Consider the following 25,351-nt stretch of genomic DNA (forward strand, 5'->3'; position numbering starts at 1 on the left):
CCCGCACGTGCCCCGAAGATCAGACGAGAGCGTACCGAATGCCGGGCGGGTCGTCCGCCGTGCCTGCGCCCGGCCGGAGGACCGGCCTTGCCGCTCCCCGGCGCCGGGTCCATCCTGGTGCCATGGGTGACCAGGCCGGCCCCGACCCGACGGTGTCCGTCCGGCAGGACCTCCGGTTGCTGGAGGCCGTCGGCGCACACCCGGACGGCGCCTCCGTGGAGCAGCTGGCCCGGGCGGCCGAGCTGCCGGAGCTCACCGCCCGGAGGCTCCTCCACGAGCTCGCCCGGGACGGCTATCTGGACGAGCTGGACGACGGTGCGTTCGCCCTCCACGAGCGGGGCCCCCGGCTGCTGACCGCCGACGACGGCCTGGCGTCGCAGGAGCGCGTCCGCCCCCTGCTGTCCTCGCTGCGCGACAGACTGTCCGCCGCCGTCTACCTGACGCTCTACGACGAGGGCGAGATCCGGGTCCTGGAGATCGTCGACAGCCCGCGGGCCCCCCGCGTGAACGTCTGGGTGAGCTTCCAGGAGGCCGGGCACGCGACCGCGCTCGGCAAGAGCGTGCTGCGCGAGCTGGACCCGGAGGCCCGCGCCAACTACCTCTCCCGGCACGCCCTGGCCGACCTCACCCCCCGCACGATCACGCGCCGGGAGGAACTGCTGCGGGAGCTCGACGCCGCCCCATCGGGCCCGATGTCGATGGACCGCGGGGAGTACTCACGGGGCACGACGTGCGCGGCGGTGCCGGTCTACAACGGTGACCAGATCGGTTCGATCGGCATCTCGTTCCGGTCGGACCGGATGTACCGGACCACGGAGGTCAGGGCGCGGTTGCTGGAGTCGGCGCTGCGCGTGACCCGGCGGCTGACACTCCCCGAGTGCTGATCCGTACGCCTCAGCCGGTGACGATGCCGGCGACCAGGTTGATCGTGGTGGCGAGGATGCTGGCGCCGAAGATGTACGACAGCAGGCAGTGACGGAGGGCGACGGCGCGGATCCTGGAGGTGGAGACGTTGTTGTCGGAGACCTGGTACGTCATGCCCAGGTTGTAGCTGAAGTAGAGGAAGTCGATGTAGCGCGGCGGCTCCTTCGTGTTGAAGTCGATCCCGCCGCCGGGCGTCTGGTGGTAGATGTACGCGTAACGGGCCGCGTACATCAGGTGGAGCGCCGCCCAGGACATGAACACGCCGCCGAGCGCCAAGGCGGCCGCCGTGTGGCTCAGGTCCGAGTCGCCGATCAGCAGCAACAGCACGATGCCGACCAGACCGGACAGGGCGGCCGTGACGACGACGAGTTCCTCGGCGACGGGCCGGAACTCCTCGCGCCGGGCGTTGTCGTGGGTCGCGGCGGCGTCCATCGGCCACAGGACGAGCCATCCCGTGACGACGAAGACGGTCTGGGCGAGGGCTATCCCGACGAGGAAGCCCAGCGGCACGTTGGTGAGGAGGGCGCCGACCAGTACGCCGAAGGCGGCTCCGACCAGCGCGGAGCCCGCGAGCCGGGGAACGGCGGGGAGCAGGAACCGACGGTACGTGTCGATGTGGTTCATGGGGGGCCTCACGTGGCTGCCCGAGGAGCCTGAGCCCTGTGCCGCGAGGCGTTCCCCGCAGCCGGGGCCGGACCATGTCAGCGTATGCGCGGGTGATCCGGCCCGCAGTTCCGGAGCGGTGTCGCGGCTGATCGGAAGCGGGCCTCGGACTCGGCCGCGAGCGGCCCCGGCGCCGACCGGCAGCGGGCCTCGGCGCCGACCGGCAGCGGGCCTCGGCGCCGACTGGCAGCCGGGAAACACCCGGCATAGCCTGCCGGAAGGACCCGTTACGCCCCACCATGTCCGTCGACCCGCCGTAGCCGGTCCCCGAGCCCGTCGTACCCGCCGTCATCGCAGGTGAAAGGGTGGAAGTTCCGTGAGCATCGACAAGGACGCCAGCACCGGCGAGGACGCGCAGGAGTCCCTGGAGCCCCGGGTCGGTCCCGTCCCCGAGGGCGATCCGCAGTTCCGGCCCTACCACCATCCCGCCGCGGGGTGGGGAGCGGCGAAGAGCGTGACCCGCTTCCTGGTGGAGGAACGCGCGCTGGTGGACGGCCCCCGCGCGATCATGCGGATGAACCACGAGAACGGCGGCTTCGACTGCCCCGGGTGCGCGTGGCCGGACGACACCAAGGGCCTGCACCTGGACATCTGCGAGAACGGCATCAAGCACGTCACCTGGGAGATGACACCCAAGCGCGTCGGGCGGGAGTTCTTCGCCGCGCACTCGGTGACCGAGCTGTACGGGTGGAGCGACTACGACCTGGAGAACCAGGGCCGGCTGACCGAGCCGATGGTGTACGACCCCGCATCCGACCACTACGTCCCGATCAGCTGGAAGGACGCGTTCGAGCTGGTCGGAGCCACCCTGCGCGGGCTCGACAGCCCGAACCGGGCGGCGTACTACACCTCCGGCCGGCTCGGCAACGAGGCCACCTTCCTCTACCAGCTGATGGCCCGCGAGCTGGGCACGAACAATCTGCCGGACTGCTCCAACATGTGCCACGAGGCCAGCGGGCGGGCCCTCCAGGCTTCCCTGGGCACCGGAAAGGGCACGGTCGACCTCAAGGACTGGGAGTCCGCGGACGCCCTGTTCATCCTGGGCGTCAACGCCGCGTCGAACGCGCCCCGGATGCTCACCGCCCTCGCCGAGGCCGACCGTCGCGGCGCGCAGATCGTGCACGTCAACCCGCTGGTGGAGGCGGCGGCCACCCGCACCATCGTGCCGCACGACTTCACGGACATGGCACTGTTCAAGACCACGAAGACCAGCACGCTCAACCTCCAGCCGCGCATCGGCGGTGACATGGCGCTGCTGCGCGGCATGGCCAAGGCGGTCCTGGAGAAGTCGGCGAGCGACCCCAAGGCCCTGGACCGTATCTTCATCGACCGTCACACCACCGGCTTCGAGGAGTACCGGGAGCTGTGCGAGGCCACGCCCTGGGAGGAGTTGGAGCACCAGTCCGGGCTGAGCCGCGCCGAGATCCTCAAGGCGGCGCAGGTGTACGAGGAGGCGGACCGCTCCATCGTCAGCTGGTGCCTGGGCCTCACCCAGCACGAGCACGGGGTCGACACCGTCCGCGAGATCGTCAACCTCCTGCTGCTGCGCGGCAATCTCGGCCGGGAGGGCGCGGGCCCCTCCCCCGTGCGCGGGCACAGCAACGTCCAGGGCAACCGCACCTGCGGCATCGACCACCGCCCCACCGAGGAGTTCCTGGACCGGCTCGCCGAGGCCTGCAGGATCGACCCGCCGCGCGAACACGGCCTGGACACCGTGGGAACGATCCAGGCGATGCAGGAGGGCGCGGTGAAGGTGTTCGTCGGGATGGGCGGGAACTTCGCGCTCGCCGCGCCCGACACCCCGGCCACGTACGCGGCGCTGCGCTCCTGCGACCTCACCGTCCAGGTGAGCACCAAGCTGAACCGCAGCCATGTCGTCCACGGCCGCGCGGCCCTGATCCTGCCGTGCCTCGGCCGCACCGAGAAGGACCACCAGCGGGGCGGCGTCCAGAGCACCTCGGTCGAGGACTCGATGAGCATGGTCCACCTGTCCCTCGGGATGAAGCGCCCCGCCTCCCCGCACCTGCTGTCCGAGCCGGCGATCGTCGCCGGGATGGCGCGCGCCGCCCTGCCGGACAGCGAGACCCCCTGGGACTGGTACATCGAGGACTACGACCGGATCCGGGACACGATGGCCGAGGCCCTGGACGGCTTCGAGGACTTCAACCGCCGGGTCCGGCTGCCCCTCGGCTTCCGGATCAAGCAGCCCGCCCGCGAGCTGGTCTTCCTGACCCCGTCGGGGCGCGCCGAGTTCTCCGCGGCCCCGCTGCCCGACGTGGTGCCCGAGCCCGGCACCCTGGCGCTCGGCACGATGCGGTCGCACGACCAGTGGAACACCACCATCTACTCCGACAACGACCGCTACCGGGGCATCAAGAACCTGCGCACGCTGATCTTCATGAACCGGGCCGACATGCGCGAGCGCGGGATCGCCGACATGGGTCCGGTCGACATCACGAGCACGGCGAAGGACGGCAGCCGGCGGTTCCTGAACGGCTACACGGCGATCCCGTACGACATTCCGCGCGGCTGTGCGGCCGGGTACATGCCGGAGATGAACGTGCTGTGCGCGCTGGGCGACTACAGCACCCAGAGCGACCAGCCGATCATGAAGCACGTCAAGATCACGGTGATGCCGGGCGCCTGAAGCCGGGCGCCCGAACGGGAACGGCCCGGCCGAGATCTCGCGGGGCCGGGCCGTTCCCACGGCGCTAGTCGGTCTTCTTCCTCCGGCTCTTCCCGTCCGGGGCGAGGCCCATTTCCTCGCGGTCCTCCTCCAGGCGCTCGTCGAGTCGCTTCTCGTCCGGGCGGCGGGGCATCCCGCGGCTGTGGCCGGTGTCCGGGTCGCCCTCGACCTCTTCGTTCGACTTGTGGTGGTGATGGGACATCGCTCACTCCTCGCCGTCGGGGGTGTCGGCGTCGGGGGTCTCTACGGCGCCGTCGCCCTTGCGGATGGTGCAGTGCAGGGAGTCGTCGACCACGTCGGCGACGATCGTGTCCCCGGGGTCGGCTTCGCCGCCGAGCAGCAGGGAGGCGACGCGGTTGTCCAGTTCCGTCTGGATCGTGCGGCGCAGCGGGCGGGCGCCGAACTCCGGCTGGTAGCCGTGGGCGACCAGGAGTTTCTTCGCCGCCTCGGTGACCTCCAGGGTCATGCCCTGGGCGTGGACGCGGTGCTTGCTGCGGTCGAGAAGGTGGTCGACGATCTCGGACAGGTCGTCCTCGGTGAGGCTGTGGAAGACGATGATGTCGTCGATGCGGTTGAGGAACTCGGGGAGGAACCGGCCGCGCAGCTCCTCCATCAGCTCGTCCTTGAGCTCGGCGGCGTCGCCCTCGTGGGCGAGGATGCGGTGCGCGCCGATGTTGGACGTCATGATGACGACGCAGTGGCGGAAGTCGACGGTGCGGCCCTGTCCGTCGGTGAGGCGGCCGTCGTCGAGAATCTGGAGCAGCGTGTTGAAGACGTCGGGGTGCGCCTTCTCGACCTCGTCGAACAGGACGACGCTGTAGGGGTTGCGCCGCACCTTCTCGGTGAGCTGGCCGGCCTCGTCGTAACCGACGTATCCGGGAGGGGCTCCGACGAGCCGGGCGACCGTGTGCTTCTCCTGGAACTCGCTCATGTCGAAGCGGATCATGCGGTCGTCCTGGCCGAACAGCAGCTCGGCCAGGGTCTTGGCCAGTTCCGTCTTGCCGACGCCGGTGGGGCCGAGGAAGAGGAACGAGCCGACGGGCCGGTTCGGGTCGCCCATGCCCGCGCGGTTGCGGCGTACGGCTTCGGAGACCGCGGTGACGGCCTCGTCCTGGCCGACGATCCGGGCGTGCATCTCCTCCTCCAGCTTGAGGAGTTTCTCCTTCTCGCCGGCGGTGAGCTGGGAGACGGGGATGCCGGTGCGGCGGGAGACGATGTCGGCGATGTCGGAGGCGGTGACGGAGACGACGCCCTCGCGGCGCTCCTCGATCCCGGCGAGTTCGCCCTCGACCTCGGCGATCTGCTGCTTCAGCCCGGACGCCTTCTCGAACTCCTCGCCGACGACGGCCTCGTCCTTCTCGCGCCGCAGCTTGGCGAGGCGGTCCTCGCGGCTGACGACCTCGGTGGAGCGGTTCGCGCTGCGCAGCCGTACGCGGGCCCCGGCCTGGTCCATCAGGTCGATGGCCTTGTCGGGCAGGAAGCGGTCGCTGATGTAGCGGTCGGACAGCTCGGCGGCCGCCGTGAGGGCTCCGTCGGCGAAGCGGACCTGGTGGTGGGCCTCGTAGGCGTCCCGCAGTCCTTCGAGGATCTGTACGGTCTCCTCGACGGTGGGCTCCGGGACCAGGACGGGCTGGAAGCGGCGTTCCAGGGCGGCGTCCTTCTCGATGTGCTTGCGGTACTCGTCGATCGTCGTCGCGCCGACGACGTGCAGTTCGCCGCGGGCGAGTGCGGGCTTGAGCATGTTGCCCGCGTCCATGGAGCCCTCGCCGGTGGCACCGGCGCCGACGACCGTGTGGAGTTCGTCGATGAAGAGGATGATCTCCCCCTCGGCCTTCTGCACGTCCTCGATGACCTTCTTCAGCCGCTCCTCGAACTGCCCCCGGTACTGGGCTCCGGCAACCATGCCGGACAGGTCCAGGGAGACGACCCGCTTGTCCTTGAGGGTGTCGGGGACCTCGCCCGCGACGATGCTCTGGGCCAGGCCCTCGACGATGGCGGTCTTGCCGACGCCGGGCTCGCCGATGAGGACGGGGTTGTTCTTGGAGCGCCGCGAGAGGATCTCGATGGTCTGCTCGATCTCCTCGGCCCGCCCGACCACGGGGTCGAGCTTCCCCGCCTTCGCCTCCTCCGTGAGGTCCCGGCCGAACTCGTCCAGGGTGGTCGCGGGCTGCTTGGCCCCGCCGGGAGCCCCGTCCGGGCCCGCCGCCCGGTCGGCCGCGCCGCGCAGCTTCCCCACATCGAGATCGTCCGACCCCAGGAACCGCCCGGCCCCGGAGTCCGCGTCGTCGATGAGCGCGCCGAGGATGTGCTCGGGCCCGATGTAGGACACCCCGGCCGCCTGCGAGCGGGCGTAGGCGGCGGTGAGGGTCCGCTTCGCCGCCGGGGTGAGCCCGGGTTCGGCGGACGGCTCGGAGGACTCCCGGGGCAGCACCTCGTCGAGCTGCGCGGCGAGCGCGTCGGGGTCGACCCCCGCGCGGGACAGCAGCCCGCGCGCGGGTTCGACCTGGGTCGCCGCCCACAGCAGGTGCTCGGTGTCGAGGTCCGCGGTGCCGTCTTCGGCCGCCTTGCTCGTCGCCCGGCCCAGCAGCTCGTGGGAGGACTCCGTCAGCAGCCGCCCGATCGGGACGCGCTGCATCGCGGGGGGCGAGGACGCGGGCGACATACCGAAGAACCGGTTCAGCAGGTCGCTGAACGGATCGGACGGACCGAGAGGGGAACCGAACGCCATCGACATGTCTGCTCCAGGGAAGGCGAGGGGGCCCTCCCACTCAAACGCGATGTCCGCCACCCCGCAAACGGAGCGGCCCCCCGGTGCCGCCCCGGCCGGAAGCGGTCTACTGCCCCATCTCGTACGCCCCCGACAGCGCCTCCACACGCTCCCAGATCCGGGCCGAACGGGCCGCGTCGACGACCGGCCGGCGGACCGCGCCCAGCGCCCAGCTCTGCTGGTCCTCGGTGGCGGAGTCCTTGCCGTGCAGTTCGACGGCGTGGGTGGAGAAGTCGCGGACGAGAACGGCGAACAGTTCGTCCAGCAGTTCCTCGTCCAGGCCGGTCAGCCGCGCCTGCTCCAGGATCAGCTGGCCGTGGACGACGAGGGCGAAGAGCTGGCCGACGGCGAGGAGGAGGTCGAGGTCGCGGCTCTGCTCCTCGTCGGGGGCGGCCGTCTCGACGAACGTGCACAGGGCGTCGGCCTGCTCTCGGAAGCGGGCGACGTTCGGCACCTCGGCGTACGCGTCGAACGCGGTGCGCCAGTCGTGGAAGCGTACGGAGCCGAGGCCGCGCGCCGGTCCCTGCTGGAAGAGGAACGCGTCGTCGGCGGCGTCGAGACGGGTCGGGACGGCCGGGTGGTCGACGGGGTTGAGCAGGTGGTTCCGCATGAACTTCAGGATCAGCGCGAGGTTCACGTGGACCGTGCCCTCCAGCTTCGGCAGGCCCCGGATCTCGATGGCGGCCTGGGCGAAGTAGTTGTCCTTCTCGAAGCCCTTGGCGGCGATGACGTCCCACATGAGGTCGATGACCTTCTCGCCCTCCGTGGTCACCTTCATCTTCGTCATCGGGTTGAAGAGGAGGTAGCGGCGGTCGTCGGGCCCGGCGGAGCGGAAGTAGTCGACGGCGCGGTCGCTGAACAGCTTCATCCCGACGAGCCGGACGTAGGCGTCGGTCAGCTCGCGGCGCACGTGCGGGAAGGCGGTGACGGGGCGCCCGTAGAGGATGCGGTTGCTCGCGTGCGTGACCGCCTCGTACATCGCATGCTCGCAGATGCCGATGGAGGCGGTGCAGAGGTTGAACTTGCCGACGTTGACGGTGTTGAGCGCGGCGTCGAAGGCGGCGCGGCCGGTGTGCAGGATGTCGGCGGGCGCCACCGGGTAGTCGGCGAGGTGGAACTCGCTGACGTACTTGGAGGAGTCGACGACGTTCTTCACGAGCCGGTACGCCTCGTGGCGGCTGTCGGCGGCGAAGAAGACGTAGCCGTCGGGGCCCTCGACGTCGGTGCGGCGGCCGAAGACGGAGACGAGACCGGCGGCGTTGCCGTTGCCGATGTAGTACTTGGAGCCGGAGGCCCGGAAACCGCCCTCGCCGTCCGGCGTCAGCAGCATGTCGGTGGAGTAGATGTCGGCGCCGTGGATCTTCTCGGAGAGACCGAAGGCGAACACCTCGCCCTGGGCGAGGAGTTCGGCCGCCCGGGCGCGGGCCTCGGCGTTGTCGCTCTGCCAGACCGGGCCGAGACCGAGGATGGTCACCTGCCAGGCGTACCAGTAGTCGAGGCCGTAGAAGCCGAAGATCTCGTTGAGTGCGGCGATCCGGGCGGTGTCCCACCGCTGGTCGTCCTTCCCCGCGGCGGATGCGGGGGTGAGGAAGGTGGCGAACAGGCCCTCCCGCGCGGCGAAGTCGAGGAAGTCGCCGAGCCAGGCGCGGGAGCGGTAGTCCTCGATCAGCCGGCGCTTGCCGCGCGCCTCGAACCAGTCGACGGTGGCGCGGAGCAGCCTGCGGGTCTCCGGGTCGAAGTGCTCGGGGTCGTAGGTGCGCGGGTTGAACAGGAGCGACGCGGAGTCGGCCATGGCGGGTGCCTTCCGGGAGGGTGAGGGTTTCGTCGGTGGTACGGAGGTGGCGGGCGGGGCGCCGTTCAGGCGCCGGGGCCCGCGGCTTCGAGCCGGTGGAGCGTGGCGAGTACGTCGTCGAGCCAGGCGATCGTCATGCGCTCGTATGCGATACCGCCCCGCAGCACGACGTGCTGGAGCTCCTGGCCGGCGTCCTGCGGCGCGGGGGCATCGGGCCCGGTGAAGTCGCGCAGCTCCCCCGCGAGGTAGTGCGCCAGCCGGTCGCGGTGTACCTGGCGGTGGCGCTCGACCTCGGCGATCAGCGCGGCCGGGTCGTCGAAGGCCGCGCCCCGGATCTTCACGGCGAGGTCGTGCCGCAGGCTCTCCGGCTCGATCGGCTTGTGCAGCCACACGGCGAGGGCGGCGCGGCCGGGCCCGGTGACGGAGTACTCCTTCTTGTCCGGCCGGCCCTGCTGCTCCACCTCGCGGACCAGGAGGAGGCCGTCGGTCACCATGCGGCCCAGGACGCGGTAGATCTGCTGGTGGGTGGCGGTCCAGAAGTGGCCGATGGACCGCTCGAACCGCCGGGCCAGCTCATAGCCGGAGCCGGGCCGCTCCAGCAGGGAGACGAGGATCGCGTGGTCGAGGGCCATACGGCGATCCTTCTATGCAACTCGTTGCATAGACAAGGCGTGGAGCCCGGGTGAGACGCGGCTCACCCGGGCTCCGGTGCCGTCCCCGTTCGGGAGCCCGGGTCAGGGCGACTGCGCTCAGAGCGCCGGTCGAGGTAGGACGTCACCGGGGCCGCGGCCACCCCGTGGGCCACCACGGATGTCAGGACGGCGAAGACGACGACCGTCCGCATCTCCCGTTCGTACGGACCGAAGTCGCCCTCACAGCAGGCGTAGTTCGATCTGCTCGACGAAGCCGTGCATCACCTGGTGGTAGCCATGGCTGTGCTCCGACCTGCGCAGGGCGCACGCGGTGACGAAGACCGCGAGGAAGCCGTAGCCGTGCAGGGCCTCGGCGAGGCCGTAGGCCAGGAAGGTCGCCGCGAGCGCCACGAACCCCTCGCCCTGTTCGGCGAGCCGCAGCGACCGGGAACGGGAGCGGAAAAGCACCCGCCCCAGCAGGAGACCCAGGGCGAGGCCGACGGCCACGCCCACGGCGATCCGAACGAGCACGTAGCTCCAGACCCAGTGGGTCAGCCAGCCTCCCGTCCAGTTCCCCCCTGCGGCGGCGAGTGCGACGGCCGCGAGGACGAACGGGAAGGCAGGCCGTCGTTCAACCCGGCCTCGCTGGTCAGCGCGAAGCGGACCTCGTCCCCGTCGTTCTCCGCGGCGGACGGCTCGCCCACCCGCACCTCGGACGCGAGCACGGGGTCCGTCTGCGCCAGGACCGCCGCCACCAGGAGCGCCACCGACACCGGCCAGCCGAGCACCCCCCACGCGGCGATCGCCGTCGCCCCGATGGTCAGCGGCATCGCCACCCCGCCTCAGCTTCCTTGCCGGGTCATCAGGCCAGGTCCCGGGGAACGGTCTCGTTCCAGGTGCGGGAGAAGACCCGGCGGCCGTCCTCGTAACCATCCAGCGTGGCATCGACGGTGAACGCGTCGGCGTTCGACGTCAGCACGGTGCTCGTCTCGACCCGGACGTCCCAGCCGGGCCGGGAGAACCGCATGGTCCACGCGGAGCGGCCGGTCAGGGAGGAGAAGTCGTCGGCCACGGAGGTGTACCTCTCACAGGCCCGCAGCCCCACCTCGATGCCGTTCTCCTCGTAGCGCTGCGTCCCCCGGTCCTTCACGATGTCGAGGGCCGAGTGGTAGTCCACCAGGCTTCGGGAGACGTTCCACGCCTGTTCGGGCTCGGTCAGCCGGGTGACGGGCGGCGGTCGGCAGCCCTCCGGTTCCCCGAAGTCCGCCTGGGGCATGCCGTCCGGCTCCTCGGTGGGGCGTACGGGCAGCGTCAGTGCGCCACCGTCCTCGTGGACGGTGAGCAGGACGGGTTCCGGAGCCGGCCACACCAGGGGCCAGTACGAGGTCGAGAGGGAGAGCCGGACGCGGTGGCCGGGCGGGAACGCCTGCGCGACCCCGTTCAGCGGGACGCGCACGTGACAGCGCCGACCGGGCTCCAGCGGCTGCGGGTGCTCGTCGCTCTCGCGGTGGGTGAGGTTCAGTACGCCGTACGTCACGCGCGTGGCGCTGCCGTCGGGTGCCACGTCGGAGATCCTGGCGGTGATCTGGGCGACCGGGGCGGAGGCCGACACCTCCAGGTCGACGGAGGGCGAGCCGAGGATCTCCAACCGTTCGGCGAGCGGTTCGGTCTCGAAGACCAGGGAGCCGCCGTCCTCCTCGCGCTGGTCGTAGGGCAGGTCGGGCGGAGCGTTGTACGAGGCCCACTTCCCGGCGAACTGGCCCACGGACAGCGGTGAGCGGACCGTACGGGTACGGGCGCGCGGAGCGGGCTCCTCGTCGTCGGTCGTCACGATGACGGAGCCCCGCAGCGGATGCTCCACTTCCTTGATCTGCGGCGAGGGCCAGGAGGGTTCGGCGACCCAGCGGCCGGGACGCTCCTCGTAGGACGTGGACGGCGGAACGCTCTCCTGCATCCAGGTGCGGAGCATGGGCCCGTCCATCACCCCGTTGTCGACGCCCTTGAGCCAGTGGTCCCACCACTTGACGACTTCCTGGAGGTAGCCGATGGCGGGGCCGGGCTCCCCGAGGTGCGGGAGCTTGTGGGACCAGGGGCCGATCAGCCCCCTGCGGGGTACGTCCACGTTGGCCAGGAGCCGGGTGACGGCGTTGGAGTAGCCGTCCGCCCAGCCGCTGGAGGCAAGCACGGGACAGCGCAACCGGGCGTAGTCCTCGTTGAGGGAGGCATGGCGCCAGTAGGCGTCGCGGTGCGGGTGGCGGAGCCACTCCAGGACCCAGGGCCTGGCGGCCTCCAGCCGTTCCCGCCACATGTCGCGCCACCGCTCCCCCACCACTTCCGGGTCGGGCGGGCAGGTGGCGTACGCGAACATCGTGCCGGCCTCGGCGAGGTTGTCGGAGAGCATGGCGCCGCCGAGGTAGTGCATGTCGTCCGCGTACCGGTTGTCGGTGAACGACGCGATGACGATGGCCTTGAGGCTCTCGGGCTGGCGGGCCGCTGTCTGGAGCGCGGCGAAAGCGCCCCAGGAGATGCCCATCATCCCGGTGCTCCCGTCGCACCAGGGCTGCGCGGCGACCCAGGCCAGCACGGATTCGGCGTCGCGCTGTTCCTGGTCCAGGTACTCGTCCAGCAGGACGCCCTCCGACTCTCCCGTCCCCCGCAGGTCCACGCGGACGCATGCGTAGCCGTGGCCCGCGATGTAGGGGTGGTGGATGGCGTCGCGGGTCGAGGTGAGGTCGTTCTTGCGGTAGGGGATGCATTCCACGACCGCGGGGACCGGGTCCGTGTCGGACGTGGTGGGACGCCAGATCCGGGCCGACAGTCGCACCCCGTCGGACATGGTGATGGTGACGTGGTCCTCGCGGCGGGTCTCGTGCGGGAGGTGCTCGACGAATCGCATGCGGTTGGCAGGGTCCTTCCTGACGTCGGGTCCGGTGGGGGCGGGTACCCGGGGCGTCACGATGAATTCCGGCCGCGCCCGCCCGGTTCGGTCTCGTCGAAGCTCAGGCCGAGGGCGGCGACACACTGGTCGAACTTGCGACGGATGTCGTCCTCGTCCTCCCCGCCGGTGAAGATGTGGGCGAGTTCGTAGCTGTAGCTGTCCTGGCCCTTGACCGAGGAGAGTCGCTGGCCCTCGTCGGGAACCATGTCGATGCGGACGCCCGGGATGTCCCGTTCGATGGCGGCGATGTCTTCGGCGGTCGGCACCTGGTGCACGCGCCCCTCGCCGAACCAGCGGTAGTACCACTTGGCGGCCACCTTGTAGCGACCGCCGCCCGGCGGCACGGCCGGGTCGCCGCCCAGCGCGAGCCGGAACATCCGGTGGTGGTTGGGCACGCCGTCGACGAAGTCGAACATCTCCGCATGCGACTGGGAGTGCCGGGGGTTGATCTCCAGCAGGCTGATGTCGGCGGTCTTCGGGTCGTAGAAGAACTCGATGCTGAAGGTCGCGGAGTCCATGCCGATCTGCCGCATGGTGCGTTCGCTGACCTCGTGGAGCCGCTGGATCACCGGTGCCGGGAGGGTGCTCGGATACTGGTGGCGCAGGAAGGACGAGGAATCGGGGTAGTTGATCGAGTCGAGCACGCCGTAGACGGTGACCTCGCCCTGGTGGACGTATCCCTCGACAGCGACCTGGATGCCCGTCATCGTCTCTTCGGCCAGACAGACCTGGCCTCCGACCCCCGCCATCTCCGGCGGGAGTTCCAGAAGATCGAGTATCGCCTCGAAGGGCTTTCCGACCCGGGCTATGCCCTCGCGTATCTCCGCGACCGCCGTACGGAATTCGTCCATGTCCGAGACGCCGAAGGCCAGCTCGGAGGAGTAGGCGAGGGCGGGCTTCAGCCACATGGGGAAACTCATCCCCTCCGGCGGCTGCGGATCGTCGCTCTCCAGGTCCACCATGCCGAAGCGGGGGTGTTCGTCGATGACCTTCTGCTGCTCCAGCCGGCTCCAGTACTTGTGCTCGCACTTGACGACGGATTCGAGGCTGGTGCTGGTGGTGCCGTACTCCGCGCTCAGCAGGGGCACGAGCGTGCTCACCGGGAAGTCCCAGTAGCCGACGATCGCGTCGATGCTTCCCTCGTGCGCGTCGAGCACGGCCCGGGCCCGGGCCAGCAGTTCGTCGACGGTGGTCTCGTCCTCCTGCAGCTCCTTGACGCTGAGCAGGGGGTGGAGGCGGTGGTGGCGGGCGTCCGGAACGGCTTCCAGCGTCCGCAGGTTCGCCTCGTCCAGTCCGAGGATGAAGATGTTCTTGCGCAGATCCCGGGACACGGATTCTCCTTCGGCTCGGGGCGGGGACCTGCGCCGTCTACCCGAGTGCGGGTATTCAAACGAAGCTGCCAGGAACGCAGTTCAGGTCCGGGGCTGGATCCGTCCCTCCGGCGGGGCTTCACCGGTGATACTGGCGATCAGCTCCGCGCAGAGTTCGCGCAGTTTGATGTTGCGGTGCTGGGAGGCCGTGCGCAGGACGTCGAACGCCTTCTCCGGGGTGCAGCGCTGCTGGCCGACCACGACGCCGATCGCCTGGTCGATGACGGTGCGCGAGCGCAGGGCGGCCTCCAGGTCCGCGGCGAACTCCTCGGTGTCCGCGATGCGCTGGGCCAGTGCGATGGCACCGGTGGCCTGCGCGGTGAGGAGCCTCAGCGCCGTCAGATCGGCCCTGTCGAAGGCGTGCGGGACGGGCGCGTACAAGTTCAGCGCTCCTGCCGTGTGGCTGTGCGGTGCGATCGGCAACGACAGCGAGGAGCGGGCGCCGCAGACCGCGGCGTAGGCCGGGTAGTCGGCCCAGCGGCTCTCCCGCAGGGTGTCGGGCACGCTGACCTCTTGGCCCGTGCGCATCGCCTGAAGGCACGGGCCGTCGTCCTGGCCGTACTGGGCCTCGTCCAGCTTCGTCGCGGAGGCCCCCACGCTGGAGACGGTGACGGGACGCCCGAGCCTCTCCAGCGTGATGCCGCAGCCGTCGGCCTCATCCACCAGGGCGAGGGCGCTCCGGGCGAGGGCACGCAGGAAGTCGTCCAGCGACGTGGTCTCCAGGAGCAGCGCGGTCGTGTCCGGCGCCTCGGCCACGGGCCTGTCAGTCATGATCATCTCGTTCTGGGCGGTGACCCGCCGCTGAAAAGGGCGGGGCAGAGCTGGGCGGCGTGGTCCGGGCCGCCGGGGACAGGGCAGCCGCCACCGACACACCGGCGCCGAGCGGGCTCCGGGCGTGGGGCGGTGAAGGGGTCAGTCGTGGAAGCGGGACGGCCGCGGACGGGTCGGCGCGCCGACGGCCGTGGGGCGAAGGGCTGTCGGCGGACCGGCTGCGGGGCGGTGTCTCGTCGCGGGTGGCCGGCTGCGGGGTGACCGTTGAGGCACGCACGCGGCACAGGAGACGCCGGCGGACGGCGGCAGGACCGGGGCCATGAGGGCGGCGCGGCGACGGGAACAGAGGTTCACGGGAAACTCCACGGAGGCAGGAAGAATTCTTACGGGCCGTTTCCTGACCTCCAGCGCCTCATTATGCCCTCTCCCGTCCGGCCCGGTCGGCCCGGCGTCGCCGAGCTGGCCCGCTCCGGCCCGAAATCGCCGCAGCACGACGGGGATCGACTCCGCGGGGTGTGCACCGCGCAGTCGATCCCCGTCAGTTTCGGCCACCGCCTCCGGCCGTCAGTGCTTCCGCGGGATGCGGGGCCGGGACGTGTCGGCGTACGGACCGCGCGGTCGCGGCGAGTCCCCGGCGGCCGGCGGCACACTTCGTCGGCCGCCGGGCCTGGCGTTCCGGGACGCCTCCGGCTCCGGTCGGCACCCCCGGCTGCGCAGCTCCGCGCCCGGGAAGGTGGCGGCGACCCGCAGCACACGGTGGAGCCCGGCAGCGCGCAGGATCTCGCGGGCCATGTCGTGCCCGGCCACCACGGCCATCGAGATGCCGCGCTCCTCGGCCTGGCCCCGTACCCGCAGGAGGAGCCCCAGGGCCCGGGGGGTGAGCAAGGGGGTACCGATGTCCACGATGATCGCCCGGGGTCCGCAGCACGGCAGCAGGCGGACGATCTCACGCTCGATCGCCGCCTCGTTGTCGAGGTCGACCACTTCGCCGAGTTCCACGACCAGGTGGGCGGCGTCGAGGTGATAGCTGAGCAGGAACATGGGCACTCCAGGGAAGCAGGGCTGAGTGCGCGGCCGCTTCCTGACCTGCGTCGGGTTCGTATGCCCATTCTTCGGCGCTCGACACCTGTGCGACGGCGGCAGGCCTGGGGCGGTGTCCGCTCCCGGAGGGGGTACGCGGAGGGGTAGCGCGGCACGGTCCGTAGAGTGCCATGCTGGTCACAGGGCCCGGACCCGGAAGGGAGCGATCATGACCGATGACGGAGTGCTCACGCCGGGGCCGCCCGACCTCGTCTCTCTCCTGCTGGACACGGACACGCTGGACGAGTTCCTCCTCGCGCTCGCCGAGAACGCCCTGCGCATGTCCCCCACGGCCGACGGGTGCGGGGTCACGCTGGAGCGGGAGAACCGCCCGCTGACGGTGGCCAGCGCGGGCATCAGCGCACCGCCCCTGGACGAGGCCCAGTACGGGCAGGACGACGGCCCCTGTCTGGAGGCGCTGCGCGACGGGCACGAGGTCTACGTGGGCGACATGCGCGAGGAGGGCCGCTGGAACGGCTACCCCGCCTTTGCGGTCGCTTCCGGGACCCGGTCGTCGCTCTCCCTGCCGATCGCGGCGCACTCCCACACGGCGGGCGCCCTGAATCTCTACTCGCCCAAGGAGAACGGCTTCGAGGACGTCGATCTGGGCGGACTACGCGCACTCGCCGCCCAGGCGACGGGGGCCGTCGCGCTCGCCCAGCGGCTCGCGGACACCCGGACCTTCACCGCCGACCTGGAAGCCGCCCTCCAGTCACGCGCCGTGATCGACCAGGCGGCCGGGATCGTCATGAACCAGCGCCGTTGCAGTTCGGAGGAGGCGCTGAAGACCCTGCGTACCGCGTCGCAGCATCGCAACGTGAAACTCCGGGACCTCTGTGCGCAGTTGGTCAGCAGCGTCTCCGGCGCCCCTCCCACCGGCGGCCCCGGCCTGCGCCCCCGTCCGTGACCTGAATGCGGACACGTACGGCCGAACGTCGGCCGGTGCATGTTTGGTATCCGTTGCAGGGGTACTCCAGCAGCAGGTATTCCGGCGTACGCGGAGCCCAGGCGCCGAACGGTTGGGAAAGCAGCCATCGGCGCCGCCCGCCGGCTTCAGAGTGTTACTCCTTGCCACGCCTCCAGGAGCGTCGTTCCGGTGCGCGTTGTTTAGTGGGATCCGTACGGGAAACGCGGGGGTCGTCCCCCGAGACGGAGTGAGGAGCACGTCATGCCGGCCGGATCGAACAAGAAGCGTGAACGGCAGTACGAGCACATCAAGGAGAGCCAGGAGGAACAGGGCGCCTCGACGGGCCGCGCGAAGGAGATCGCGGCCCGGACCGTCAACAAGCAGCGCGCCCGGTCCGGCGAGTCGAGGACGGCGAGCAGGACGTCGACTCAGGACAGGAAGTCCGCCTACGAACGCGGCGGCGAACGCTCCCACAAGGGCGCGCAGGGTCCCACGAAGGACCAGCTGTACGCGGAGGCGCAGAAGAAGAACATCGACGGGCGTTCCGCCATGAACAAGGAACAGCTCCGCAAGGCCCTCGGGCGCTGACCAGCGGTCGGCACCATCCGGCCGGACAGCCGCCCGAACGACGGAGGAGCAGAACATGCCCGCAGACGCACGCGGCGACGATGTGTACCAGCCGCAGGACGACGACGGCTCGATTCCCCCGAACGATGAGCTCGACCTGGAGAACACGCTCGACGAACGGGACCTGGACGATCAGATGGAGGAGGGCTACAGCCCTCCCGAACGCCCCCTGGGTGTGACCAAGTTCGGCACGACGGGGGCAGAGGAGCGCCAGGGCGAATCGCTGGACCAGCGGCTCGCCCAGGAGGTCGACGATGTGGAGCCGCCCGCCGGCGACGGCATCGGCGACCTCGCCGATGGCGAGGGGGAACCCCAGGAAGGATCCACCGTCGAGCCCCGGGCAGGCCGGCTCAGTGGCGCGGACGACGCGACCGGGCGGGAGAACGACATCTTCGCCGAGGACGTGGGCATCGACGGCGGCGCCGCGTCGGCCGAGGAAGCCGCCGTCCATGTCACGGAGGAGGAAGACACCCTCCAGAGCCGCGACAGCTGACAGCGAGGGAAGACGGTGCGCGGCGAGAGGAACGGCTGAGCATGGCAGGCGCGGCGATATTCGATGTGGACGGCACGCTCACGGACACCAACCACCTGCACGTGGTGGCGTGGTGGGAGGCGTTCCGGCAGGCCGGGCACACGGTGCCGATGCCGGACATCCACCGGGCGGTCGGGCTCGGCTCCGGTGACCTGATCGAGCGGCTGCTCGGGGCCGACCGGGATCCCGGGCAGGACGAGGCCATCAGCTCCGCGCACACGGTCCTCTACGGAACGTACTTCGACCGGATCCCCGCCTTCCGGCGTGCGGGCGACCTGCTGCGCACCCTGGCAGGACGTGACTGGCAGGTCGTCCTCGCCACCTCGGCGAGCGGCGCGGAGCTCGCGGCGCTGCGGCGGGCGGTGGACGCGGACGAGGCGATCCGGGACACGGCGAGTTCGGACGACGTGGACCGGGGCAAGCCGTCCGCGGAGCCCGTGGAGCTGGCCTGCCGACTGGCCGGTGTCACTCCGGATCAGGCGGTGTTCGTGGGCGACACGGTGTGGGACATGGAGGCGGCGGCCCGGGCCGGGGTGGGCGCGGTGGCGCTCCTGTCGGGCGGTATCCCGCGCGCCGACCTGGAGCGGGCGGGGGCGGACGTGGTCTACCTGGACGTCGCCGACCTGCTCGACCACCTCGACGACAGCCCGTTCGGGGCGGGCCCCGGCTGACTCGCGCGGACCGAAGCCTCGCAGCATTTGCGTTTAGCACCCCTTACGACGGGTATGGGGTGTTCTGTGCTTCGGACAAGAGGCGCGCCCGTGGGATTCCGGGCCGCATCTGTCCGACCCGGCGACCTTCCCGCGGCGGCCCCGAACGCATTGTCGACGAGGAGTGACCGCCATGCAGGCAGCACCCGCCCCCGAGCCCGATCGCCCTACCGACACCGCATCGCCCGACCGGGCGTTCCGGCGGCTACGGGCGCTTTCTCCCGGGCCGGAGCGTGACGCGCTGCGCGAGGAGACGATCTGCGCATGGCTCCCGATGGCCCACCGGATCGCCACCCGGTTCCGCAACCGCGGCGAAGCCATGGACGATCTGCGGCAGGTGGCCGCGATGGGGCTCGTCAAGGCGGTCGACCGCTACGACCCGGAGCGGGGCAAGGCCTTCGAGACCTATGCCGTACCCACCGTCACCGGGGAACTGAAGCGGCACTTCCGCGACCACACCTGGGACGTCCATGTGCCGCGCCGCGTCCAGGACCTCCGCAACCGGGTGCGGGTGGCCCGCCGCGATCTGGCGCAGAGCAGCGGGGGCGGGTCCCCGACCTGCGCCGAGATCGCCTCCGCCACCGGGCTCGGCGAGGAGGACGTGCTGCTGGGGCTGGAGGCCCTGGAAAGCTACAGCGCGCTCTCCCTGGACGCCGAACCCGCGGGCGTGGAGGGCGGTTCGCCCCTGCTCGACCGGCTGGGGTCCTGCGACACGGCCCTGGACACCGCTGTCGACCGTGAGGCCGCCAAGCCGGGGCTGCGAGAGCTTCCGGAGCGAGAGCGGACCATCCTTTACCTGCGCTACTTCCAGGACATGACCCAGGTGCGGATCGCCGAACGCCTCGGCATCTCGCAGATGCACGTGTCGCGCCTGCTCAGCCAGTCCTGCGAGCGGGTGCGTGAGGGCGTGCTCCAGGGAGCCCTCTGAGGGCAGGGACCCCCTGGCGGGCCGGAGCAGGCCCGGTCAGGGGATGAGCAGGGTCTTGATCATGCCGTCGCCCTTCTTTCGGAACGTCTCGTACGCCTGAGGCCCCTCTTCGAGCGGCAGGTGGTGGGTGGCGAAGGAGTCCACACCGAGCTGATCGCCGTCGACGAGCAGGGGCAGCAGGTCGTCGACCCAGCGTTTGACGTTGGCCTGGCCCATACGGAGCTGGATCTGCTTGTCGAACAGGGTGAGCATCGGCATCGGGTCGGCGGAGCCACCGTAGACACCGGAGACGGAGATCGTGCCGCCCCTGCGCACCAGGTCGACAGCCGTGTGCAGAGCGGCGAGGCGGTCGACGCCCGCCGTCTCCATCAGGCGCTGGGCGAGCGCGTCGGGCAGCAGCCCGACCGCCGTGTGCGCCGCCTTGGCCACGGGCGAGCCATGGGCCTCCATGCCCACGGCGTCGATCACCGCGTCCGTGCCGCGCCCGTCCGTGAGGTCGCGGACGGCGTCCCCGAGGTTCTTGCCGTAACGGCGCAGGTCGAGGCAGGTGGCGCCGTACCCGCTGACCCGATCGAGACGCTCGGGGACCAGATCGACCCCGATGACGAGGCCGGCGCCCCGGTGGAGGGCGATCCTCGCCGCCATGGCGCCGATCGGGCCGAGGCCGAGCACGGTGACGCTGCCGCCGGGCGGGATGTCCGCGTACTCCACGGCCTGCCAGGCGGTGGGCAGGACGTCGGAGAGGAAGACGAACCGGTCGTCCGGCGGGCCGTCCGGAACCTTGATGGGCAGGGCATTGCCGAACGGGACCCGCAGATACTCCGCCTGCCCTCCGGGCACCTGCCCGTAGAGCTTGGTGAACCCGAACAGGGACGCGCCCATCCCGCGCTCACGCACCTGGGTCGTCTCGCACTGGGAGTGCAGCCCCTGCCCGCACATGTGGCAGTAGCCGCAGGACACGTTGAAGGGGATCACGACGCGGTCCCCCGGAGCGACGGCGGTGACGTCGGGTCCGACCTCCTCCACGATTCCCATCGGTTCGTGCCCGAGGATGTCGCCGGGGTCGAGGTAGGGCCCGAGCACCTCGCACAGGTGAAGATCGGAGCCGCAGATGCCGGAGGACGTGATCCTGACGATGATGTCCGTCGGGTCCTGGATCCGCGGGTCCGGGACGGTCTCCACTCGGACGTCCCGCTTTCCTTGATAGGTCAACGCGCGCACGGTCGCACTCCTTTCTGTACGGTCCGGTCGCCTTCGCGGCTTTTCCCGGGAGGGCCGGACGCCGGGTTCCCAGCACGTCCGGAACCAAACAGAAGGCGGCCCGTCGGCGGAATACGGCCCGGCCTTTCTCAGGGCTTCAGCGGTGTGCGCAGCGCCGAGCGGCCTTCGCGCCACGCCGCCAGCAGGTGGTCGCCGAGGAGGTCCTCCAGGTGGCCGGTCGCCTCGATGCCCAGCACGATGTCGGCTGCCAGGCCGGGCTCGTCCTCCAGCAGGCCGCCGATCACCTCGTGGCGCACCACCTGTTCGTGGACCGCGTCGGCCTCCACGTGCTCGTCGTAGAAGCGTTGCGCGGCGGGGCCCGCGCCGACGCGGCGCAGGGCTTCGGCCAGTCGCCTCGACCCGGGGGGCGAGGTGATCTCCACGGTGGCGAAGTGGCCGACCAGGGCGCCGCGCAGCCGCCGGTGCAGGCCGAAGAGGGACATCATGTTGACGACGGCCAGGGCCTGGGCGGGCGCGGCTTCCAGGTATCGGCCGTACCGGGCGTCGAGGCCGAGGTCGGTCATCAGGTCGGCGAAGAGCTGAGCGTGGACGTTCTCCGCCCGTCCCGCGCCGAATTCGTCGAACTCGACGGCGACCATGCCCGCCTTCGCCCGGCCCCGGAGCCTGGGCACCACCCACAGATGCGGATCGGCCTCCTTGAGGTGGTAGAGGGAGCGCACGGCGGCGTATTCGCGCAGCTGCCAGAGCTCGCCCTCCCGCCGGAGGTGGTGGCTGACGCTGTGGCCGTCGTCCCCGACGGGTTCCAGCTGGAGCTCGTCCACCGCCTCCGCCACGTTCTTGCCGCCCTGGCCTGCGCCGCGGCGCAGCGCGTCCAGGAAGACGTCCTCGGCCGCCGCGCGCACGCCGAGCAGGGCGGGGTCCCATTCCAGGCGCTCGTCCACCCCGGCGAACCCCCGGTAGTGGAGCTCGTACAGGACGTACAGGAGGAGCTGGAGGTCGTCCCCGTACGGGTCGGAGCGGCGGACCGCGTCGGCGGCGGGCAGCCGGGTGCCGCTGCCCGCCAGCGCGGCGAGGACGTCCTCGCTCAGGGGGCCGCGTGCCGGAGGGAGCGCGGGAGGCGCCGCCGGGCTGTCCCGGGGAGTGGTGGCCTGGGTCGTCACGGTCGGGGCTCCTCCTCGCTCTTCTCGGGCTGTCGGCCGTCGTCGTCCGGGCGGCTCTCCGCGGGCCCGGCGGGCTTGCGGCGGCGGTGACTGGTGTCGCACCAGGGGTAGGCACGGCTGCGGCGGCAGGTGCAGATCGCGACGACGAAGCGGTCGGACCGGGTCGTCGTGCCGTCGTCGCCGACGACCTCGACCGGCCCTTCCACCAGGATCGGGCCTTCCCGGTTCACCACCACGCGGCGCGGTGTCTCATCCCTTCCGGCCACGGATCACCACCAGTTCCTCCCGGTCCGGCCGGCCCCGCAGCAGGCCCTGGTCGCGCAGCCAGGCGGCCCGGCCGCGGGTGACCGGCCCGAACGGGATGGTCACCCGGTCGATCACGGAAACGTCCAGACCGGCCGCGGACAGTCGCCCGACCGTCTCCTCCGGGCGGCTCAGCCCCGACTGGACCAGCAGGAGCAGACCGCCGGGGCGCAGGGCGGCGAAGGCGTCGTCGCAGATGCGGTCGAGGATCACCCGGCCGTCGGGGCCCGCGTCCCAGGAGCGTCCGGGCCCGTAGCGCGGCAGGGTCAGGCCGGGGGCCGGGACGTACGGGGGGTTGCTGACGACGGCGTCGAACGTACGGCCCGGCAGGGCCCGGAGCAGGTCTCCCCTGCGTACGGTGACGGGCAGGCGGGCGAGCACGGTGTTCAGCCGTGCGGACGCCACGGCGCGGCGGCTGATGTCCACCGCGGTGACGCGGGCGCCGAGCCGGGCGGCGTGCAGGGCCAGCGCGCCGCTCCCCGTGCACAGGTCCAGCAGATCCGTCCCCGGGCCGATCCCCTCGCGGCGCATGGCGAGGGCCAGCAGCAGCGTGTCGGTCTGCGGGCGGTACACCCCCGGTAGCCGCACGACCCGGCCCGGACGCGGGGCCGCCGCGACCGCCGCCGGGGCCGTGACGGAAGCGTCCGGCAGGGCCTCCGGCGTCACCGGGTCGTCCTCGCCCTCGGAGAGCCGTACCCCTCGTCCGCCGTTCAACGGCCGGGCGTCCCGTCCGGGCGGTCCCGCCGCTCCAGACGGTCCGCGTCGGCCTGCCGACGGCGGCCCTCGTCCCTGCGGCCCTGATCGTCGAGCGCCTTGCCGTCCGACTCCTTGGCCAGCCCGCGGGCCCTCAGGACCTTGGCGCGCAAGATCCTGCGTACGTCACGCATCGTGTCCTCCTGTGCGGTCAGCAGTAGTTCCACCGTCGAGCGGTTCATGTCTCCTCGCCAGCGGGGCAGAGGCCGGGGGGGCCGTCACCGGGCGGTCCGGTTCTCGGTGGCTCGCGCCGCTGTAAGGGAGTGACCCCGTGCGGCTCCGCCAAACGCGCGATCCGCCGTTCGTGGACCCGTCGTACGCTGAATCCCCCGTTCCGACCGACTGCTGACAGGAGACCGAGATGGCCGCAGGGAGTCCGGTCGACGCGACGGTGGCGGAGGTCACGGCCGAGCTGGCCGAGCTGGAGGACCCGCGAGCCCGCGCGGTGAACGAGAAGCACGGCGACGATCACGGGGTGAACCTCGGCAAGCTGCGGGCCGTCGCGAAACGGCTCAAGACGCAGCAGGAGCTCGCGGTCCGGCTCTGGGAGACGGACGACACCGCGGCGAGGCTGCTGGCGCTCCTGATCTGCCGCCCGAAGGCGTTCGGGCGTGACGCCCTGGACCGCATGCTGCGCGAGGCCCGCGCACCCAAGGTGCACGACTGGCTCGTGAACTACGTGGTGAAGAAGAGCCCGCACGCCGAGGAGCTGCGCGTGGCCTGGTCCGCCGATCCGGATCCCGTGGTCGCGAGCGCCGGCTGGGCGCTCACCACCGAGCGCGTGGGGAAGAAGCCCGAGACCCTCGACCTCCCGGGGCTGCTGGACGTCATCGAGGCGGAGATGAAGGACGCCCCGGACCGTCTGCAGTGGGCGATGAACCACTGTCTGGCCCAGATCGGCATCGACCATCCAGGGCTCCGCGCCCGTGCCGTCGGCATCGGTGAGCGCCTGGAGGTGCTCAAGGACTATCCGACCTCTCCGGGCTGTACGTCTCCGTACGCACCGGACTGGATCGCCGAGATGGTGCGCCGGCAGGACGCCGGGTAGGACGCGCCGCGGTGGCCCTCACTTCCCGGCCGGGGCGGGCTCGCCGCCTTCGCCCGCAGGAACGCGGGCAGGGACGCGGCGCGGTCCGACGAGCGTGACGGCGGTGATCACGGCGACGACCGCGAGCGCCGAGGACACGGCCAGTACGGTGCGGGTGCCGTCGGTGACCGCCTGGGCGCCGTCCCCTCCGGAGAGGGCGAAGACGGAACCGAGCGCCGCGGTGCCGACACCGGCGCCGAGCGAGGCGAGGGTGGAGACCGTTCCCGCGACCATGCCGACGCGTTCGGGGGCCGTGACCCGCACGGCGACCGCCATGACGGGCGCGCCGGCGATCCCGCCGCCCGCACCCCAGGCGAGCAGCGGTACGACGAGCGCCCACCAAGGGGTGTCAGGGGTGATCAACAGGGCCAGGGCGGCCAGGCCGACCCCCTTGAGCGCGTAGCCGGCGCCGATCACCAGGCCGGGGGGCCGGTCGCCGATGAGCTTGGAGCCGACCATGCCCATGACGATCTGGGCCAGGAAGATCGGGGTCATCAGCAGGCCCGCCCCCGTCGGGCTCATGCCGAGTCCGTCGGAGAAGTACAGAACCAGGTGGACCGAGCCGCCGATGGTCAGGACGCGGGAGAGGAGCACGGCCAGCATCGCGCCGGAGAACGCGGGGCTCCCGAACATCCGCAGGTCCAGCGTCGGCGCGGGCACCTTGAGCTGGACGGCCAGGAAGGCGGTCAGCGCCGCGCAGGCGGTGAGCAGCACGGCGGTGTCCCGCCCGGACCAGGGAGTGTCGCCGGAGCGGAGCATCAGCAGCGTCGCCGTGCCGAGACCGAGCATGAGCAGCAGGCTGCCGAGCCAGTCCGTCCGCCCCGTGCCCCGGGAGCCCGGAGTCCCCGGGGCCTCGGACGCCTCCGCCGTGCCCGCCGTCCCCGGGGAGCGGGGCAGGACCCGTACGGCCAGTGCCCAGGCGGCCACGCCGAGCGGCAGGTTGACCGCGAACACCGCACGCCACCCGAAGGCCTCCGCCAGGACCCCGCCGAAGACCGGGGCGAGCAGACCCGCCGCGGTCGCGAACGAGCCCCAGGTGCCGATGGCGAGGTCGCGCTCCTCACCGGAGTAGCGGTCGGAAAGCAGCGGGATGGCGTTCACCATGATCGCGGCGGCTCCCGCGCCCTGGACCACGCGGGCGGCGTCGAGCCACAGCAGGTCCGGCGCCACGGTCGCGGCCAGCGAGGACAGGGTGAACACGGCGATCCCGGCGAGGAACAGCGGCCGTCGGCCCCACCGGTCCGACAGGCTTCCGACGACCTGGGTGAGGGCGCCCATGGCGACCATGTACGTCACCACCACGGACTCGGCGGAGGCTCCGTCCCCGATGTCGGCACTGATCAGCGGCAGTCCGATGGCCACGATCGTCAGGTCGACCACCACCAGGCCCGTGGAGGCCATCACGAGCACCAGGACCCCGCTCAGCGGCGGCAGACGACGGGACTTCCGGCGTGCGGACATGCGGGAGACGGCCTCCGGGGCAGGGGCGGGCACAGGCGT

General features: G+C 71.4%; 23 protein-coding genes and 1 pseudogene. 8 read left to right on the forward strand and 16 right to left on the reverse strand.

The features are described from left to right. Positions 1-122 precede the first annotated feature (122 nt). Positions 123-884: an IclR family transcriptional regulator gene (locus IE134_RS12630; protein WP_030714297.1), complete on the forward strand. Its 762-nt coding sequence runs from the start codon at positions 123-125 to the stop codon at positions 882-884. A gap of 10 nt (positions 885-894) precedes the next feature. Here IE134_RS12630 and IE134_RS12635 read toward each other — a convergent pair whose 3' ends face one another. Continuing rightward, complete coding sequence (locus IE134_RS12635) at positions 895-1,548, reverse strand: DUF1345 domain-containing protein (protein WP_030714299.1); 654 nt, start codon at positions 1,546-1,548, stop codon at positions 895-897. 355 nt (positions 1,549-1,903) lie between these two features. On the opposite strand from IE134_RS12635, the gene IE134_RS12640 reads away from it, so the two are divergent. After that, a complete protein-coding gene (locus tag IE134_RS12640; protein WP_030714306.1) occupies positions 1,904-4,234 on the forward strand; it encodes an FdhF/YdeP family oxidoreductase in 2,331 nt (776 codons plus the stop codon). Between the two features lie 64 nt (positions 4,235-4,298). On the opposite strand, the gene IE134_RS12645 is transcribed toward IE134_RS12640, so the two are convergent. From IE134_RS12645 to IE134_RS12685, 9 genes and pseudogenes are all read right to left on the reverse strand, one after another. After that, entirely contained in the window at positions 4,299-4,475 is a 177-nt protein-coding gene (locus IE134_RS12645; protein WP_179888215.1) for a hypothetical protein, read from the reverse strand. A 3-nt stretch (positions 4,476-4,478) separates the two neighbouring features. After that, complete coding sequence (locus IE134_RS12650; RefSeq protein WP_189430497.1) at positions 4,479-7,007, reverse strand: ATP-dependent Clp protease ATP-binding subunit; 2,529 nt, start codon at positions 7,005-7,007, stop codon at positions 4,479-4,481. Between the two features lie 100 nt (positions 7,008-7,107). After that, positions 7,108-8,832 carry an acyl-CoA dehydrogenase family protein gene (locus IE134_RS12655; protein WP_189430499.1) on the reverse strand — a complete coding sequence of 575 codons (1,725 nt, stop codon included), beginning with the start codon at positions 8,830-8,832 and terminating at the stop codon, positions 7,108-7,110. Between the two features lie 65 nt (positions 8,833-8,897). Then, positions 8,898-9,464 carry a PadR family transcriptional regulator gene (locus IE134_RS12660; RefSeq protein ID WP_030714317.1) on the reverse strand — a complete coding sequence of 189 codons (567 nt, stop codon included), beginning with the start codon at positions 9,462-9,464 and terminating at the stop codon, positions 8,898-8,900. 243 nt (positions 9,465-9,707) lie between these two features. After that, a pseudogene (locus IE134_RS12665) lies at positions 9,708-10,303 on the reverse strand (cation:proton antiporter domain-containing protein); the annotation flags it as partial. Positions 10,304-10,326: 23 nt separating this feature from the next. Then, positions 10,327-12,360 carry a CocE/NonD family hydrolase gene (locus tag IE134_RS12670; RefSeq protein WP_030714320.1) on the reverse strand — a complete coding sequence of 678 codons (2,034 nt, stop codon included), beginning with the start codon at positions 12,358-12,360 and terminating at the stop codon, positions 10,327-10,329. Positions 12,361-12,416: 56 nt separating this feature from the next. Then, positions 12,417-13,733, reverse strand: a complete 1,317-nt coding sequence (locus IE134_RS12675) for an ATP-grasp domain-containing protein (protein WP_030714323.1) — start codon at positions 13,731-13,733, stop codon at positions 12,417-12,419. Between the two features lie 81 nt (positions 13,734-13,814). Next, a complete protein-coding gene (locus tag IE134_RS12680) occupies positions 13,815-14,543 on the reverse strand; it encodes a GAF and ANTAR domain-containing protein (RefSeq protein WP_030714325.1) in 729 nt (242 codons plus the stop codon). A 564-nt stretch (positions 14,544-15,107) separates the two neighbouring features. Beyond that, the gene (locus IE134_RS12685) at positions 15,108-15,584 is read right to left on the reverse strand and encodes an STAS domain-containing protein (protein WP_189430501.1); all 477 of its coding nucleotides are present in this window, start codon (positions 15,582-15,584) and stop codon (positions 15,108-15,110) included. Between the two features lie 208 nt (positions 15,585-15,792). Between IE134_RS12685 and IE134_RS12690 the strand changes: the two genes are divergently transcribed. The 5 genes from IE134_RS12690 (at position 15,793) to IE134_RS12710 (ending at position 19,327) form a co-directional block, all read left to right on the forward strand. Next, complete coding sequence (locus IE134_RS12690; RefSeq protein WP_030714329.1) at positions 15,793-16,530, forward strand: GAF and ANTAR domain-containing protein; 738 nt, start codon at positions 15,793-15,795, stop codon at positions 16,528-16,530. Between the two features lie 261 nt (positions 16,531-16,791). After that, on the forward strand, positions 16,792-17,118 hold the full coding sequence (locus IE134_RS12695; protein ID WP_030714332.1) for a hypothetical protein: 327 nt from the start codon (positions 16,792-16,794) through the stop codon (positions 17,116-17,118). A gap of 55 nt (positions 17,119-17,173) precedes the next feature. Next, entirely contained in the window at positions 17,174-17,650 is a 477-nt protein-coding gene (locus IE134_RS12700) for a DUF5709 domain-containing protein (protein ID WP_126932050.1), read from the forward strand. 41 nt (positions 17,651-17,691) lie between these two features. Further along, entirely contained in the window at positions 17,692-18,360 is a 669-nt protein-coding gene (locus IE134_RS12705; RefSeq protein ID WP_098895463.1) for an HAD family hydrolase, read from the forward strand. Positions 18,361-18,532: 172 nt separating this feature from the next. Continuing rightward, positions 18,533-19,327: a SigB/SigF/SigG family RNA polymerase sigma factor gene (locus IE134_RS12710; RefSeq protein WP_030714339.1), complete on the forward strand. Its 795-nt coding sequence runs from the start codon at positions 18,533-18,535 to the stop codon at positions 19,325-19,327. A gap of 36 nt (positions 19,328-19,363) precedes the next feature. On the opposite strand, the gene IE134_RS12715 is transcribed toward IE134_RS12710, so the two are convergent. The 5 genes from IE134_RS12715 to IE134_RS12735 form a co-directional block, all read right to left on the reverse strand. Continuing rightward, positions 19,364-20,548, reverse strand: a complete 1,185-nt coding sequence (locus IE134_RS12715; RefSeq protein ID WP_189430503.1) for a zinc-dependent alcohol dehydrogenase — start codon at positions 20,546-20,548, stop codon at positions 19,364-19,366. A 128-nt stretch (positions 20,549-20,676) separates the two neighbouring features. Next, positions 20,677-21,708 (reverse strand): iron-containing redox enzyme family protein, encoded by a 1,032-nt coding sequence (locus IE134_RS12720; protein WP_189430505.1) that lies wholly within the window; start codon positions 21,706-21,708, stop codon positions 20,677-20,679. After that, positions 21,705-21,944, reverse strand: coding sequence for a CDGSH iron-sulfur domain-containing protein (locus tag IE134_RS12725; protein ID WP_030714345.1), 240 nt, complete (start codon positions 21,942-21,944; stop codon positions 21,705-21,707). Before IE134_RS12725 ends, IE134_RS12720 begins: the two co-directional genes overlap by 4 nt. A gap of 13 nt (positions 21,945-21,957) precedes the next feature. Continuing rightward, on the reverse strand, positions 21,958-22,725 hold the full coding sequence (locus IE134_RS12730) for a HemK2/MTQ2 family protein methyltransferase (protein ID WP_373301887.1): 768 nt from the start codon (positions 22,723-22,725) through the stop codon (positions 21,958-21,960). Continuing rightward, positions 22,722-22,946 (reverse strand): hypothetical protein, encoded by a 225-nt coding sequence (locus IE134_RS12735; protein WP_098018313.1) that lies wholly within the window; start codon positions 22,944-22,946, stop codon positions 22,722-22,724. The genes IE134_RS12730 and IE134_RS12735 overlap by 4 nt, the downstream gene beginning before the upstream one ends. 179 nt (positions 22,947-23,125) lie before the next feature. On the opposite strand from IE134_RS12735, the gene IE134_RS12740 reads away from it, so the two are divergent. Further along, on the forward strand, positions 23,126-23,812 hold the full coding sequence (locus tag IE134_RS12740; RefSeq protein WP_189430507.1) for a DNA alkylation repair protein: 687 nt from the start codon (positions 23,126-23,128) through the stop codon (positions 23,810-23,812). Positions 23,813-23,830: 18 nt separating this feature from the next. Here the strand turns inward: IE134_RS12740 and IE134_RS12745 are convergent, their stop codons facing one another. Further along, positions 23,831-25,312: an MFS transporter gene (locus IE134_RS12745; protein ID WP_189430509.1), complete on the reverse strand. Its 1,482-nt coding sequence runs from the start codon at positions 25,310-25,312 to the stop codon at positions 23,831-23,833. Positions 25,313-25,351 lie beyond the last annotated feature (39 nt).

Origin of the sequence: Streptomyces rubiginosohelvolus, from assembly GCF_014649875.1 — a bacterium.
Lineage (GTDB): Bacteria > Actinomycetota > Actinomycetes > Streptomycetales > Streptomycetaceae > Streptomyces > Streptomyces rubiginosohelvolus.

Bases quoted from the DNA above. Each gene is read 5' to 3' on its own strand.
- IE134_RS12630 (WP_030714297.1), top strand. From the start codon at position 123: ATGGGTGACCAGGCCGGCCCCGACCCGACGGTGTCCGTCCGGCAGGAC.
- IE134_RS12735 (WP_098018313.1), bottom strand. From the start codon at position 22,946: ATGAACCGCTCGACGGTGGAACTACTGCTGACCGCACAGGAGGACACG.
- IE134_RS12700 (WP_126932050.1), top strand. From the start codon at position 17,174: ATGCCCGCAGACGCACGCGGCGACGATGTGTACCAGCCGCAGGACGAC.
- IE134_RS12705 (WP_098895463.1), top strand. From the start codon at position 17,692: ATGGCAGGCGCGGCGATATTCGATGTGGACGGCACGCTCACGGACACC.
- IE134_RS12645 (WP_179888215.1), bottom strand. From the start codon at position 4,475: ATGTCCCATCACCACCACAAGTCGAACGAAGAGGTCGAGGGCGACCCG.
- IE134_RS12670 (WP_030714320.1), bottom strand. From the start codon at position 12,360: ATGCGATTCGTCGAGCACCTCCCGCACGAGACCCGCCGCGAGGACCAC.
- IE134_RS12740 (WP_189430507.1), top strand. From the start codon at position 23,126: ATGGCCGCAGGGAGTCCGGTCGACGCGACGGTGGCGGAGGTCACGGCC.
- IE134_RS12680 (WP_030714325.1), bottom strand. From the start codon at position 14,543: ATGACTGACAGGCCCGTGGCCGAGGCGCCGGACACGACCGCGCTGCTC.
- IE134_RS12635 (WP_030714299.1), bottom strand. From the start codon at position 1,548: ATGAACCACATCGACACGTACCGTCGGTTCCTGCTCCCCGCCGTTCCC.
- IE134_RS12745 (WP_189430509.1), bottom strand. From the start codon at position 25,312: ATGTCCGCACGCCGGAAGTCCCGTCGTCTGCCGCCGCTGAGCGGGGTC.
- IE134_RS12660 (WP_030714317.1), bottom strand. From the start codon at position 9,464: ATGGCCCTCGACCACGCGATCCTCGTCTCCCTGCTGGAGCGGCCCGGC.
- IE134_RS12685 (WP_189430501.1), bottom strand. From the start codon at position 15,584: ATGTTCCTGCTCAGCTATCACCTCGACGCCGCCCACCTGGTCGTGGAA.
- IE134_RS12690 (WP_030714329.1), top strand. From the start codon at position 15,793: ATGACCGATGACGGAGTGCTCACGCCGGGGCCGCCCGACCTCGTCTCT.
- IE134_RS12655 (WP_189430499.1), bottom strand. From the start codon at position 8,832: ATGGCCGACTCCGCGTCGCTCCTGTTCAACCCGCGCACCTACGACCCC.
- IE134_RS12710 (WP_030714339.1), top strand. From the start codon at position 18,533: ATGCAGGCAGCACCCGCCCCCGAGCCCGATCGCCCTACCGACACCGCA.
- IE134_RS12695 (WP_030714332.1), top strand. From the start codon at position 16,792: ATGCCGGCCGGATCGAACAAGAAGCGTGAACGGCAGTACGAGCACATC.
- IE134_RS12650 (WP_189430497.1), bottom strand. From the start codon at position 7,007: ATGTCGATGGCGTTCGGTTCCCCTCTCGGTCCGTCCGATCCGTTCAGC.